General features: G+C 62.4%; 12 protein-coding genes. 7 read left to right on the top strand and 5 right to left on the bottom strand.

All coding sequences use genetic code 11. The features are described from left to right. The first annotated feature begins 96 nt into the window (after positions 1 to 96). On the top strand, positions 97 to 1,101 hold the full coding sequence (locus ABXS05_RS01945; protein ID WP_367622725.1) for a sterol desaturase family protein: 1,005 nt from the start codon (positions 97 to 99) through the stop codon (positions 1,099 to 1,101). A gap of 40 nt (positions 1,102 to 1,141) precedes the next feature. On the opposite strand, the gene ABXS05_RS01940 is transcribed toward ABXS05_RS01945, so the two are convergent. Next, positions 1,142 to 1,456, bottom strand: coding sequence for a polyhydroxyalkanoic acid system family protein (locus ABXS05_RS01940; RefSeq protein ID WP_311938431.1), 315 nt, complete (start codon positions 1,454 to 1,456; stop codon positions 1,142 to 1,144). A 211-nt stretch (positions 1,457 to 1,667) separates the two neighbouring features. On the opposite strand from ABXS05_RS01940, the gene radA reads away from it, so the two are divergent. From radA to ABXS05_RS01915, 5 genes are all read left to right on the top strand, one after another. Beyond that, the gene (radA, locus tag ABXS05_RS01935) at positions 1,668 to 3,077 is read left to right on the top strand and encodes a DNA repair protein RadA (RefSeq protein ID WP_311938429.1); all 1,410 of its coding nucleotides are present in this window, start codon (positions 1,668 to 1,670) and stop codon (positions 3,075 to 3,077) included. 181 nt (positions 3,078 to 3,258) lie between these two features. Beyond that, the gene (locus ABXS05_RS01930; protein ID WP_311938427.1) at positions 3,259 to 3,897 is read left to right on the top strand and encodes a CvpA family protein; all 639 of its coding nucleotides are present in this window, start codon (positions 3,259 to 3,261) and stop codon (positions 3,895 to 3,897) included. A 142-nt stretch (positions 3,898 to 4,039) separates the two neighbouring features. After that, positions 4,040 to 5,503, top strand: a complete 1,464-nt coding sequence (gene purF / locus ABXS05_RS01925; protein WP_311938426.1) for an amidophosphoribosyltransferase — start codon at positions 4,040 to 4,042, stop codon at positions 5,501 to 5,503. Between the two features lie 62 nt (positions 5,504 to 5,565). After that, a complete protein-coding gene (locus tag ABXS05_RS01920; protein ID WP_367622724.1) occupies positions 5,566 to 6,306 on the top strand; it encodes an SDR family NAD(P)-dependent oxidoreductase in 741 nt (246 codons plus the stop codon). A gap of 16 nt (positions 6,307 to 6,322) precedes the next feature. Continuing rightward, entirely contained in the window at positions 6,323 to 6,958 is a 636-nt protein-coding gene (locus ABXS05_RS01915) for a macro domain-containing protein (protein WP_367622723.1), read from the top strand. Positions 6,959 to 6,968: 10 nt separating this feature from the next. On the opposite strand, the gene der is transcribed toward ABXS05_RS01915, so the two are convergent. The 3 genes from der to ABXS05_RS01900 all read right to left on the bottom strand — a co-directional run bounded on the left by der (position 6,969) and on the right by ABXS05_RS01900 (position 10,147). Continuing rightward, positions 6,969 to 8,375: a ribosome biogenesis GTPase Der gene (der, locus tag ABXS05_RS01910; protein WP_367622722.1), complete on the bottom strand. Its 1,407-nt coding sequence runs from the start codon at positions 8,373 to 8,375 to the stop codon at positions 6,969 to 6,971. Positions 8,376 to 8,377: 2 nt separating this feature from the next. After that, positions 8,378 to 9,037 carry a tetratricopeptide repeat protein gene (locus tag ABXS05_RS01905; RefSeq protein ID WP_068295105.1) on the bottom strand — a complete coding sequence of 220 codons (660 nt, stop codon included), beginning with the start codon at positions 9,035 to 9,037 and terminating at the stop codon, positions 8,378 to 8,380. Positions 9,038 to 9,271: 234 nt separating this feature from the next. Beyond that, complete coding sequence (locus ABXS05_RS01900) at positions 9,272 to 10,147, bottom strand: DUF2167 domain-containing protein (protein ID WP_367622721.1); 876 nt, start codon at positions 10,145 to 10,147, stop codon at positions 9,272 to 9,274. A 164-nt stretch (positions 10,148 to 10,311) separates the two neighbouring features. On the opposite strand from ABXS05_RS01900, the gene ABXS05_RS01895 reads away from it, so the two are divergent. Then, on the top strand, positions 10,312 to 11,790 hold the full coding sequence (locus tag ABXS05_RS01895; RefSeq protein WP_068295109.1) for an AMP nucleosidase: 1,479 nt from the start codon (positions 10,312 to 10,314) through the stop codon (positions 11,788 to 11,790). A 55-nt stretch (positions 11,791 to 11,845) separates the two neighbouring features. On the opposite strand, the gene panB is transcribed toward ABXS05_RS01895, so the two are convergent. Beyond that, on the bottom strand, positions 11,846 to 12,667 hold the full coding sequence (panB, locus tag ABXS05_RS01890) for a 3-methyl-2-oxobutanoate hydroxymethyltransferase (protein WP_311938412.1): 822 nt from the start codon (positions 12,665 to 12,667) through the stop codon (positions 11,846 to 11,848). Between the last annotated feature and the right edge of the window lie 220 nt (positions 12,668 to 12,887).

The following is a 12,887-nucleotide window of genomic DNA, read 5'->3' as shown; positions in this document are numbered from 1 at the left end:
CCGACGATGTTGACTTTCATCGCCGTCTTTGACAATCGAGATTTTGCGGTTTGCTGCTCTTGATTTCTCATTTGAGAGCTTACGGAAAGTAATCTCATGCCGATCGTTTCGGATGTCATCGCTGCTGTTACTGATTTTGCGATGGCACGCATCAATATATTGTTGATGATGGCAACATTCGTATCGGGTGGTGTGTTTGCTTTCTTGTTCTTGCTGACAGATGCGAGCGCCAGTCGAAATATTCGAGGGTTTCTTCGCTTTTTTATGCCTGCTTCGGGATGGCTTAGCCACTCGACGAAAATCGACGTTCTCCTCTACTTCGTTATCAAATTCTCTTTTCGATGGGTGGCTCTTTTCGCAGCGATCCTGACCACGTTCCTGGCGGAAAAAGCCGGGGTGGCGTTGAGTGCCTGGTTCCAGTTCGATCAGAAGTTGCAAGCTGGGCCGGTGACGATTGTCATATTATGTATAATTATGTTCATGTTTTCCGATCTTGGAGAGTTCATAAGTCATTATACCCAGCACAAGAATCGTTATCTTTGGGAATTCCATAAGGTTCATCATTCGGCGACCTTCCTGACGCCACTTACCGCCTCGCGGGTGCATCCGGTAGGCGTACTTCTCGATGCCGTATTCATCGGCGTATGCCGTGTCATCCCGGTCACCTTGATCGTATTCTTCTACGGTTTTTCCATCGTCGAGCTCCTGGCGATGCAGGCGAGCGCATCGCTGGTCTTCTCGCTGCTGACATTGGGCACGCTCCAGCACACGCATTTTTCCATCAGCTTCGGGATCCTGGACCGCATCTTCATCAGTCCCCGCATGCATCAGGTCCATCACAGCGTGGCCCGCAAGCACTGGGACAAGAATATGGGTTCGAGATTGTCGATCTGGGACTGGATCGCCGGCACGGCCTATCTGGCGACGCGGGATGAAGTGCACAAATACGGCATCGGCACGGTGGAGGACGAGCGCGGCGACTATCAGAGGATCTGGTGGTGTTTCCTCGGCCCGATCGTGAAATGCACTGTCGCCCTACGGCGCACCGTCGCACGCACGAAGCGTATGATTCTGCATCCGGAGCGAGCCGGCGGCGAATGATGCCGCCGCCCCGGAATGCGTTCGGGCATCGCTCTGCGGGTTAAGTCTTGTGATCCAGCAACACCTGGCCGCGCTGTTGTATCAGCGTAGTGACCTTGTCAGCCAGCATGGTCAGGAAGATCGGCAGCAGGATGCTCACCGTCACCGTGTCGTCGCCGACGTCGACGCTACCCGAAATGGTCTGCTTGAACACGCTCAGGCGGCATTCGAACCTATCGCCGTTCCAATTCTCCTCGAGCGCCGTGAATTGCCCGGCATAGCTGTCGCGCAATTGCGCAATGCCATCCTCGATGCGCTTGCGGGCGGCGGCACGGCCAAGGCTGTGGGGAATGGTGACGGTCAGCGGGCGCGACATGGACTGTTCCAGGGGGGCATGATTGCCCAGATATAGGTTGTGGCTCGGCGTGCCTGCAAGGGGCGGTGGTTCCTGGTCTGTGGGTTGAACTCGCTCGCTCGGCGGGCAATTCATCGCCGAGAATTTCGTGGCACGCGTCAAGCCTCGTGATTGTGGCCCGGGCCGGTCTGTCGGATTTGATCAGACTCGACCCGCCCGCTAGAAGGGCGTCATGGCCAAACGAAGCCCCTCCTATGTCTGTCAGAATTGCGGTGCCGCCTATAATCGCTGGCAAGGCAAATGCGATGCCTGCGGCGAGTGGAACTCGATCGCCGAGGAAACCAGCGCCATCGCGGCCGTTCCCGCCTCGCAGCGTCCAAGAGGCCGGGGGCGCGTCTTTGCACTCGAAAGCCTGACGGGATCGACCGACGAAGCACCGCGCCTGGTCTCTGGTATCGGGGAACTCGACAGGGTCACCGGCGGAGGCTTCGTGCGGGGCTCCGTCCTCCTGCTGGGAGGCGACCCAGGCATCGGCAAATCCACCCTTCTGATCCAGGCCTGCGCCGCGCTTGCCAACCGCAACGCCCGGGTCATCTATATATCGGGCGAAGAGGCCGCGGCACAGGTGCGCCTGCGAGCCGAGCGGCTGGGGCTTGCCAGCGCTCCGGTGGAGCTGGCTTCCGAGACTTCGGTCGAGGACATCCTGGCGACCTTCGAGCACGGCCCGCCGCCCCGCCTGGTGGTTATCGATTCGATCCAGACCATGTGGACGGATACGGTCGAATCGGCTCCCGGCACGGTTACGCAGGTGCGCGGCTCGGCGCAGGCGCTGATCCGCTACGCCAAGCGTTCGGGCAGTACCGTCATCCTCGTGGGCCATGTCACCAAGGACGGGCAGATCGCAGGCCCGCGTGTCGTCGAGCATATGGTCGATGCCGTGCTGTCGTTCGAGGGCGATGGCGGGCGTGATTTTCGCATCCTGCGCGGCGTGAAGAACCGTTTCGGCCCCACCGACGAGATCGGCGTGTTCGAGATGACCGGGCTCGGCCTGCGTGAAGTGACCAATCCCTCCGCCTTGTTCCTGTCGGAGCGCGATCTCGGGTCACCGGGCACGGCCGTATTCGGCGGTATGGAGGGCACGAGGCCGCTTCTCGTCGAGATGCAGGCTTTGGTGGCGCCGACGAGCCTGGGCACGCCGCGGCGCGCCGTGGTGGGGTGGGATACCAGCCGCCTGTCCATGGTGCTCGCCGTGCTCGAAGCCCATTGCGGCGTCAAGCTCGGGGGGCACGACGTCTATCTCAACGTGGCCGGCGGCTTGCGCATCCAGGAGCCTGCGGCCGATCTCGCCGTGGCGGCTGCTTTGATCTCCTCCCTCACAGGCGCCCCCCTGCCGGCGGATGCCGTGTATTTCGGCGAAGTCTCACTGTCCGGATCGGTGCGGCCGGTGGCTCACACCGGCCCCCGTTTGAAGGAAGCGGCCAAGCTTGGTTTCCATCGCGCCGTCTGTCCTGTGCCGGGAAACGAGTCGGGCTCGGATAGCGGCATACGCGTGAATGGCGTTGCCTCACTTGCGACACTTGTTGCGGATATTGCCGCCTCTGGTGAAAGCCAAAGGCGGAAATCCACTAAAGTTTCGCCATGAAGCGGGCATTTCCGCCGATTGCGCTGCAGCAAATGGGTGACGCCGTGTCGAACCGTCGTTATAGAAAGGCGCGCGGCCCTGTCTGTCGCGTCGCCTATGCAGGTATTTGCAGTGTTTCCCGGTAAAACCCATTCGTGGGCTTTACCGGGAAACACTGCTTCCAAATCAGGATAGACCGCCAATGCCCGTAACGCTGCTGGATCTGATCGTCATCGGCGTCATGCTGATTTCGGCCCTTCTCGCAATGGTACGAGGCTTCACCCGCGAAGTTCTGGCCATTGCCGCCTGGGCCGCTGCCGCAATAGCCACCTTGTTGCTGTTCTCGCGGGTGCTGCCGCTGGTCACGCCCTATATCAAGAACGATACGTTGGCCCGTATCGCGACAGGCGCCGGCATCTTCCTGCTCGTTCTCCTGATCGCCTCCTTCATTACCATCCGCATCTCCGACATGATCCTCGACAGCCGGATCGGAGCGATCGATCGTACGTTCGGCTTCCTGTTCGGCGCGGCTCGTGGCCTCCTGCTCGCCATCGTCGCCTTCATCTTCTTCAGCTATCTGGTACCGCCCAAGTCGGAACCGACCTGGGTGCAGGATGCCAAATCCCGTCAGCTTTTGGTGTCCGGGCGTGACTGGATCCTCACCCTGCTGCCGAGCGATCCCGAAAACGTGATCCTCAAGCAGTTGCGGGCCAACGAAGTGATCGGGCCTGGTGCCGATACCAACACCAACACGCAGGAGCCGGATCCGGACGCCGCCGGCGCTCCCGCCGCTCCGCAGACCCAGCCGGCAACCCCGGCTCCGGCGGCGCCAGCGCAATGATGCGATTGCATTGCCACAGCAAACTTCCCAGCAGGCATGCTGGAAAAGTCGATCGGTGGTACTATCTCAATGTCGAACGGAGCGGCGAAACCTGGTTTCGGGCCGCTCACCCCTTTTTGGAGAAGAAATCCAAGTGAGCGCCATGGCCCGTGACAACGACGATCTGGATCTCGACGCCGACCGCCTGCGTGAGGAATGCGGTGTGTTCGGCATCTTCGGACACAGCGAGGCCGCGGCGATCACGACCCTCGGCCTCCATGCCCTGCAGCATCGCGGCCAGGAAGCCTGCGGTATCGTCACCTTCGACGGTGCGCGCTACAATTCGGAACGGCGGCTCGGGCTGGTCGGCGACACATTCTCCAAACGGGAGGTCATCGAGCGCCTGCCCGGCTCCCAGGCCATCGGCCACACCCGCTATTCGACGACGGGCGGCACTATCCTGCGCAACGTGCAGCCCCTGTTTGCGGAACTCGAGGGTGGTGGCTTCGCCGTGGCCCATAACGGCAATCTCACCAATGGGCTGACGCTGCGGCGCGAACTGATCGCCCGCGGTTCGATCTTCCAGGCCACCTCGGACAGCGAGGTGATCCTGCATCTGGTCGCACGCTCGACGCGTGAAAAGTTCATCGATCGCTTCATCGACGCCCTGTTCCAGATCGAGGGAGCCTATGCCTTTGTCGGACTGACCAACCATATGCTGGTTGGCGCCCGCGATCCGCTCGGCATTCGCCCCCTGGTGCTGGGCGAACTCGATGGCTGCTACATCCTTGCCTCCGAGACCTGCGCCCTTGACATCATCGGTGCCCGCTTCGTGCGCGACATCGAGAATGGCGAGGTCGTCGTCATCACCAAGGACGGCGTGGAATCGTTGAAGCCCTTCCCGCGCGTGCCTGCCCGCCCCTGCATTTTCGAGTATATCTATTTCGCCCGTCCGGACTCCATCGTTCACGGCCGTAGTGTCTATGCCGTGCGCAAGAGTTTCGGTGCACAGCTTGCCGCCGAAGCCAGCGTCGAAGCCGATGTGGTGGTACCGGTGCCGGATTCCGGCGTGCCCGCGGCGATCGGCTATGCCCAGGCGGCGGGCCTGCCCTATGAACTCGGCATCATTCGCAACCATTATGTCGGGCGCACTTTCATCCAGCCGACCCAGGCCATTCGTGAAATGGGCGTGCGTATGAAGCACAGCGCCAACCGTTCGGTCATCGAAGGCAAGCGTGTCGTGCTGATCGACGATTCCATCGTGCGTGGCACCACTTCGGTGAAGATCGTGCGCATGATGCGCGATGCCGGCGCCAAGGAAGTGCATTTCCGCATTTCCAGCCCGCCCATCACCCATCCCGACTATTACGGCATCGATACGCCCGACAGGGAAAACCTGCTGGCGGCGCGGATGGATCTGGAAGCCATGCGTGCCTATATGGGCGCGGACTCACTGGCCTTCCTGTCGGTCGATGGCGTCTACAAGGCATGCGGCTACGACCAGCGCGACTCTGTCCGCCCGCAGTTCACCGATCATTGCTTCACCGGCGACTATCCGACCTTCCTGACCGATGTGGTGGGAGAAGGTGCCAAGCAGCAGTTCTCCCTGCTCGCCGAAGCAAGCTGACGCGTCCCCACCCCGGTTCGGGGGTGGGACATGGCAGACTTTTCCATCCTGTGAGTTTTCCGATGTCCGATCTTCTCAAAGGCCGCCTGGCGCTCGTCACCGGCGCATCGCGCGGCATCGGTCGTGCCACGGCCGTGGCCCTGGCCGAGGCCGGTGCGCATGTCATCGCCGTGGCCCGCACCGTTGGAGCGCTCGAGGATCTCGACGATGAAATCCGCCAGAAGGGCGGCGCCGCGACCCTGGTTCCCCTCGACATCAAGGACGGGGACGGCATCGATCGGCTCGGCTACACCCTGTTCGAGCGCTATGGCAAGCTCGACATCCTGATCGGCAATGCCGGGGCGCTCGGCGCGATCTCCCCCCTTGGCCATATCGAGCCCAAGGATTGGGACAATGTGTTTGCGGTGAACGTCACGGCCAATTGGCGCCTGATCCGCTCCTTCGATCCCCTGCTGCGTAAATCCGATGCCGGACGCGCCATCTTCATCACTTCGGGCGCGGCCTGGAAGTCGACGGCCTATTGGGGGCTCTATGCGTCCACCAAGGCGGCCCTCAACTCCGTGGTGGCGACCTATGCTGCCGAGACGGTGAATTCGCCGATCCGTGCCAACCTCTTTTCGCCCGGCCCCGTCCGCACCCATATGCGCGCGGCCGCCATGCCGGGCGAAGACGCCGATACCCTGCCGCATCCCTCCAGCATCGCGCCCTCGATCCTCAAGCTCGCGAGCCCGGATCTTATCGAGACCGGGCAGGTCTACGAGATGCGGCAGGAGCGCTTCCTGAGCTTCAAGGCGCCGGAATAAGGCAGGTTAGATCTACATGCGCATTGCCTTGGTCGCCCGAGAAGATGAACTTGCCAAGGCTTGGTCTGCTGCATTTGCGGGTTTGAGCGATACGGAGATCTATCGAGGATCGATCTTCGACGTTGAATGCGAGGCCATGGTCAGTCCCGCCAATAGCTTCGGCTTCATGGATGGTGGTATCGATCTGCTTTACTCCCGCCATTTCGGGTGGCAGGTGCAGGAACATCTACGAAGAGCGATTTTCCAACGACATCACGGGGAGTTGCTCGTTGGACAGGCAGAGATTGTCGAGACGGGCGTTCCAGCACCTGCCTTTCTGATTGCTGCTCCGACCATGCGAGTGCCTATGGCTCTCGACGAGAATTCCATCAACCCGTACTTGGCGACTCGCGCCGTTCTCCTGCTGGCCAGATATGGCCAGTTTCCAAGTGGTCCAGCCATGGGTACGCCGCTGTCAGCGCACCTCAAAACGATTGCTTTTCCTGGCATGGGGACCGGTGTCGGCCGAATACCTGCCGAAATCTGCGCGCGGCAGATGCGGGCCGCCTATGATGACGTTATGGGCGGACGAGGGTCGATGCCCCAAAGCTGGGCCGAGGCGAGCGAAAGACATCAATTGCTCTATTCGGACCATCCCGTTCGCCTGCAGTGAATCATCCTGCCTATTTTTTCCGATCGAAGGGATTCTTCGGCGAGCGCAGGCTGAGCCGGATCGGCACGCCGGGCATGTCGAAAGTCTCGCGCAGGCCATTGACCAGATAGCGCTGGAAGCTGTCGGGCAGTGCGTCGAGCTGGTTGCCGAAGATGGCGAAGTGCGGCGGGCGGGTCTTCACCTGCGTCATATAGCGGATCTTGATGCGGCGACCCGACACGGCCGGCGGCGGATGATGTTCGAGCACGCCCCCGAGCCAGCGGTTGAGGCGAGCCGTCGGCACGCGGCGGTTCCAGGTCGTGAAGGCACGGAAAGCGGCCTCCATCAAGCGGTCGAGGCCCTGCTCCGACAGACCGGACAAGGTCACCACGGGCGCACCGCGCAATTGCGGCAGCAGGCGCTCGAACATTTCCCGGGCGCTGGCCAGCGCCTTGTGGCGATCCTCGACCAGATCCCATTTGTTGAGGCCGATGACGATTGCCCTGCCCTCGCGTTCCACGAGGTCGGCGATCTGCAGGTCCTGTTTTTCGAAGGGCGTGGCGCTATCGAGCAGCAGCACGACCACTTCCGCGAAACGGACCGCCCGCAGCCCATCCGAAACGGAGAGCTTTTCGAGCTTGTCCTCGATGCGGGCCTTCTTGCGCATGCCGGCGGTGTCGAACAGCTTGATACGCTTGTCGCGCCAGGTCCAGTCCACCGAGATGGTGTCGCGGGTGATGCCGGCCTCGGGGCCGGTCAGCATGCGATCCTGGCCGATCAGGGCATTGACCAGGGTCGACTTGCCGGCGTTCGGCCGACCGATGATGGCGATACGCAGCGGCCGGACCACGCCGGCACCGAGATCGATCGCCTCTTCCTCGCCTTCCTCGCCACTGACGACCGCGTCGGTTTCCGCGACTTCTTCCTCGGGCTCATAGCCGGTGGCCGGCGCGACCGCGACGATCGCCTCGGCAAGATCCGCCATGCCCTCGCCATGCTCGGCCGAGATCGGCACGGGATCGCCGAGCCCGAGCGCATAGGCTTCATAGGCGCCCTGGAAGCCGGTGCGGCTCTCGGTCTTGTTGGCGACCGCTATGACGGGCTTGCCGGAGCGTCGCGCGACTTCCGCGAAATGTTCGTCTGCCGGGGTCACGCCGACGCGCGCATCGAACATGAACAGGATCAGGTCGCATTCGGCGATGGCCGCTTCCGTCTGGGCGCGCATGCGCCCGGCGAGCGAGGCGTCATCGGCAACTTCGAGGCCTGCCGTGTCGATCACCTTGAAATGGAGGCTGCCGAGCCTGGCGTCGCCCTCACGCCGGTCGCGCGTCACGCCCGGACGGTCGTCGACGATGGCAAGCTTGCGGCCGACCAGACGGTTGAACAAGGTCGACTTGCCGACATTGGGCCGGCCGACGATGGCGATGGAGACAGCCATGGTCAGGCCTTGGCAGGCTGGTCGGAGGCGATGAGCTGCAGCATCAGTTCGGCCCGCTGACGCAGTGCCGGCGGCACGTCCTTGTCGGTGATCACGGCCTGGTACCATTTGGAGGCATTGGCGAGATCCTTGGCTTTCCACGCCGCAAGGCCGAGGACCTCGCGCGCCGAATGCCGCCAGGGCTCGCCCGCTGCGGTCAGGGGCTCGATCTTGCCGGCGAGATCCGCATAGGAGGCGGTGTCGACCATGAGATAGCCGCCGCGCACCTTGGCGAGGCTCTGCAGCACCGGACCGAGCGAGGAATCGGCGGCCAGCGCCTCATAGGCCTTGATGCCATCCTCGACCTTGTCGTTGGCGGTCTCCGCCGCCAGGCGGAAACGGGCAAGGGTCTGATAGCCGGCGCTGCCGTCCTTCATCAGCGCGCCGAGGGCAGCCGCAGCCTCCTTGGTCTTGCCGCTCTGGGCCAGGGAAATCGCTTCCTGGAAACGCGCGCCGGTGGCTTCGGCCTGCTGCTTCAGGTAATGCTGGTAGGCGACGTAACCCGACACGCCGATGACCACGGCGAGAGCGGCGCCGAGAACGTAATTGCCATATTTCGCCCAGAGCTTCTGCGCCTTTTCACGGCGCATGTCCTCGCTGACTTCCTGGAAGATATCGGTCATAGACCCGGCTCGTATCCTCTAGAGCATGGCGCGCTGTAGCAAGAACGCCCTTTGCCCTGACTCTTTGGTTGGATGCGTCCTTGCGATTCGAGGTTTTTCCACCCAATCGCAGGACGCCTTGGTTCGCGCTGGCGCGAGATGTGTTTTCGGCGTAGAGGAGCGGCCCCTTGCCGTCAAGCGAACAGCGCTCCTAGCCGCCCAAACCGAGATTAAATCTCGGTATTCCAGCGGTTTTCACCGCCGCAGGGCACGCAGCGCGCTGACGGCGAGAATGGCCAGTACCAGCAGCACTGCCACTAGCCAAAGCCAGTTCGCCTTGAGATAGGCCAGCGCCGTAGCGCGAAGGTCGGGCGAGGTGGGGGCTATCAGGCTCGTGACCGGTCGTACTTCCAGCTTTTCCTTCGCCGCATCCTGGTAGCGATTGCCGGCAGTGAATTGCAGGCCTGCGAGGAAGGACCGGGCGATCGGCACATAGGACGGCGCCTCGGCGGCCGGCGAGACCAGGGTAAGCTCGAAATAGCCCTCATTGCCCAGCGCATAGCCGTGGATATTGGCCGTGCCCTCATCGGCTTCCCCACCCTTTTCGGGGCTGATCGCGCCCCAGATCAGCGTATTCTGCGCCTCGTCGTAATGGGGCCTGACCAGCCAATCGCGAACCTCGAGCTGAGGCTCGCCGCGTTTTTCACGCGCGGCATTGCCTTCCTCCGTGTTCGCCTTGAGGCGCGCCAGCAGATCGTCTGCATTCCAGCCGGTGGCTTCGGCATCGTCGATGCGCACACCGGAGCGATAATGGATGAAGACCACCCAGTTCTGCTCGCTGGTCGGCACCAGCATGCCGAGAACACCGGGGTCGCTCGGATAGTCCGAGGCGGAAGCCCAAGCGCCTGCTTCCGGCTGGCGCACGAAACCAGTGCCTTGCGGGAGCTTCAGCGTTGCCCGATTGTCCAGGGTCACCACGGAAGGGCCTGACAGCAGCACCTTCTGCATCGCCTCGACGGCCTGTTGCAGGACCTGTGCCTTGCGGATGCCTTCGGCTTCCTGCGCCAGCCCGTGGCTGGGCAGCAGCAGGAAGGCCATAGCCGCGATGGCAAGCAGATACCTGGCGAACATGAGCGGTCTCCATTCGATGATGACGCCCTATACCGCCAAATCCTTTGCAGTCCATGTCACGGTTGGAAATTTCATCGGCGCCGCGATGGGATGTCGTTGCGATGTCACCTGGGCTGAACTAGAAGATTGAAAAGGGAGAGCCGCAGCGCGGCTTCGAAATTGGAATGACTACTAAGCCCCGCCGCTTCGACAATGCGAGAGCGGCCGTAGCGGCGATCACGCAGCTCTATGACGCGAACACCGCGCGCCTGCGGGAGGCCTTCACGGCGTTCACCCGTGGCAAGGATTTCGATCACCGCATTCGCGCCTATTACCCCTATGTCAGTGTCAACACCGACAGCCTGCCCACGCTCGATGCGCGTACGCCGTTCGGATTCGTAGCCGATACCGGCACCTATGCGACGACGCTGACGCGGCCGGACATCTTCAGCCGCTATCTGGAGGAGCAGATCGCGCTGCTGCTGCGCAATACTGGTGTGGATGTCGAAGTGGGCGAGAGCTCCACGCCGATTCCGATCCATTTCGCGCTCGGCGAAGACTTCCATGCCGAAAGCGGCCTTGATTATGGGCGTCTCGCCCTGCTGCCGCAGATCTTCGACGTGCCCGATCTCACCATCATGGACGATCGCATCGCCAATGGCATCGATGTGCGCTCAGCCGACGGCGCCAAGCCGCTGGCGCTGTTCACCGCGCCGCGTATCGATCTCTCGCTGATGCGCCTGAAGCACTATACGGGTACCTCGGCGCGGCATTTCCAGAATTTCGTGATCTTCACCAACTACCAGTTCTACATCGATGAATTCGTGCGGCTGGCACAGACCATCCTGGCCAAGGGTGAAGGGGGCTCGCTAGGGTCCGGCTACACGGCCTTTGTCGAGCCGGGCAACGTCGTCACAGAGCTTGGGGGGGAAACCCAGCAGCTCGACGTGACCGGCCACCATCCACCACGCCTGCCGCAAATGCCGGCCTATCATCTCAAGCGCGCCGATGATTCCGGCATCACCATGATCAATATCGGGGTCGGTCCGTCCAACGCCAAGAATATCTCCGACCATGTCGCGGTGCTCAGGCCGCATGCCTGGCTGATGCTCGGCCATTGCGCGGGCCTGCGCAATTCGCAGATGCTGGGTGACTATGTGCTCGCCCATGCCTATCTGCGCCAGGACCAGGTGCTGGATGCCGATCTGCCGCGCGAGGTGCCTGTGCCTGCTCTCGCCGAGATCCAGATCGCGATCGAACGCGCTGTCGGAAGGGTCACCGGATTGACCGGTTATGACCTCAAGCGGGTGATGCGGACGGGAACGGTCGCCACCGTGGACGACCGCAACTGGGAACTGCGCCCCTCGACGGTGCAGAACCTGCCCTTCATCCAGAGCCGTGCTATCGCCCTCGACATGGAATCGAGCACCATCGCGGCCAATGGCTTCCGCTTCCGCGTGCCCTATGGCACGCTTCTGTGCGTTTCCGACAAGCCGCTGCACGGCCAGCTGAAATTGCCGGGCATGGCGGATTCCTTCTATCGCGAACGGGTCTCCCAACATCTCGCCGTCGGCCTGGAGACCATGGCGCTGCTGCGCGAGACGGACAAGCGTCAGCTGCACTCCCGCAAGCTGCGCAGCTTCAATGAGGTCGCCTTCCAATGATGGCTTGCGTCTGCGCCCTTCCGACGGGAGGGCGCAGACGAGTGTCCTGCCGGGGTTATTTCTTCTTCATGCCATAGGTATGCTCGGCCGCCGGGAAGCTGCGGTCGCGCACCGCCTCGGCATAGCCCTGCACAGCTTCGCGGATCTGGTCGCCGAGCGAACCGAAGCGCTTGACGAATTTCGGTACCCGGTCGGACAGCCCCAGCATGTCCTCCAGCACCAGCACCTGTCCGTCACAGGTCGGCGAGGCGCCGATGCCGATGGTCGGGATCGGGATATTGGCGGAAATCTTGGCGGCGAGCGGCTCGGCGATCGCTTCGAGCACCACGGCAAAGGCACCGGCTTCGGCAACCAGCTGGGCATCGCGCTCGATCGGGGCCCAATCGACTTCTTCACGTCCCTGGGCCCGGAAGGAACCGAGCGCCATGATCGATTGTGGTGTGAGCCCGACATGGGCCATCACCGGCACACCGCGTTCGGTGAGGAAGCGGATGGTCTCGGCCATGCGTTCGCCGCCTTCGAGCTTGACCGCCCCGCAGCGGGTTTCCTTCAGGATCCGTGCCGCGTTGCGGAAGGCCTGCTGCGGCGATTCCTCATAGGAACCGAACGGCATGTCGACGACGACCAAGGCATGTGAGGAGCCGCGCATCACTGCCCTGCCCTGCAGGATCATCATCTCCAGCGTCACCGGCAGCGTGGTTTCCATGCCGTGCATGACCATACCCAGGCTGTCGCCGACCAGGATGCAGTCGACGAAGGGATCGATGATGCGCGTGGTGTGGGTGTGATAGGAGGTGAGAACCACGATCGGCTCTCCTCCCTTGCGCAGGCGGATCTGCGGCGCGGTGACTCGCTGGGACTGATTTTGAACGGACACGAATTCCTCCTGGGCGTCAGGCGCCGATGCTGGTGTTACAGCCCGGCTGCGATGCCCCAATCACGGGTCGGAAGGATGTGACGAATCCTTCCTAGAGCGTTTTGCGATTTGGCGGCATCGCCTGGAATCGCAAAGACGCATCGAACCAAAGAGTTAGAGCAAAACGCGCTCACGCATGAACGCGTTCGGCTCCAGGAAACACGCAAGAACGCAGGCGGTC

This window comes from Labrys neptuniae (assembly GCF_040797145.1).
GTDB lineage: Bacteria > Pseudomonadota > Alphaproteobacteria > Rhizobiales > Labraceae > Labrys > Labrys neptuniae.
The sequence above is the reverse complement of the archived record's forward strand: the minus strand, read 5'-3'. Positions and strand labels throughout refer to the sequence as shown.

Bases quoted from the DNA above. Each gene is read 5' to 3' on its own strand.
- ABXS05_RS01945 (WP_367622725.1), top strand. From the start codon at position 97: ATGCCGATCGTTTCGGATGTCATCGCTGCTGTTACTGATTTTGCGATG.
- ABXS05_RS01940 (WP_311938431.1), bottom strand. From the start codon at position 1,456: ATGTCGCGCCCGCTGACCGTCACCATTCCCCACAGCCTTGGCCGTGCC.
- radA (WP_311938429.1), top strand. From the start codon at position 1,668: ATGGCCAAACGAAGCCCCTCCTATGTCTGTCAGAATTGCGGTGCCGCC.
- ABXS05_RS01930 (WP_311938427.1), top strand. From the start codon at position 3,259: ATGCCCGTAACGCTGCTGGATCTGATCGTCATCGGCGTCATGCTGATT.
- purF (WP_311938426.1), top strand. From the start codon at position 4,040: ATGGCCCGTGACAACGACGATCTGGATCTCGACGCCGACCGCCTGCGT.
- ABXS05_RS01920 (WP_367622724.1), top strand. From the start codon at position 5,566: ATGTCCGATCTTCTCAAAGGCCGCCTGGCGCTCGTCACCGGCGCATCG.
- ABXS05_RS01915 (WP_367622723.1), top strand. From the start codon at position 6,323: ATGCGCATTGCCTTGGTCGCCCGAGAAGATGAACTTGCCAAGGCTTGG.
- der (WP_367622722.1), bottom strand. From the start codon at position 8,375: ATGGCTGTCTCCATCGCCATCGTCGGCCGGCCCAATGTCGGCAAGTCG.
- ABXS05_RS01905 (WP_068295105.1), bottom strand. From the start codon at position 9,037: ATGACCGATATCTTCCAGGAAGTCAGCGAGGACATGCGCCGTGAAAAG.
- ABXS05_RS01900 (WP_367622721.1), bottom strand. From the start codon at position 10,147: ATGTTCGCCAGGTATCTGCTTGCCATCGCGGCTATGGCCTTCCTGCTG.
- ABXS05_RS01895 (WP_068295109.1), top strand. From the start codon at position 10,312: ATGACTACTAAGCCCCGCCGCTTCGACAATGCGAGAGCGGCCGTAGCG.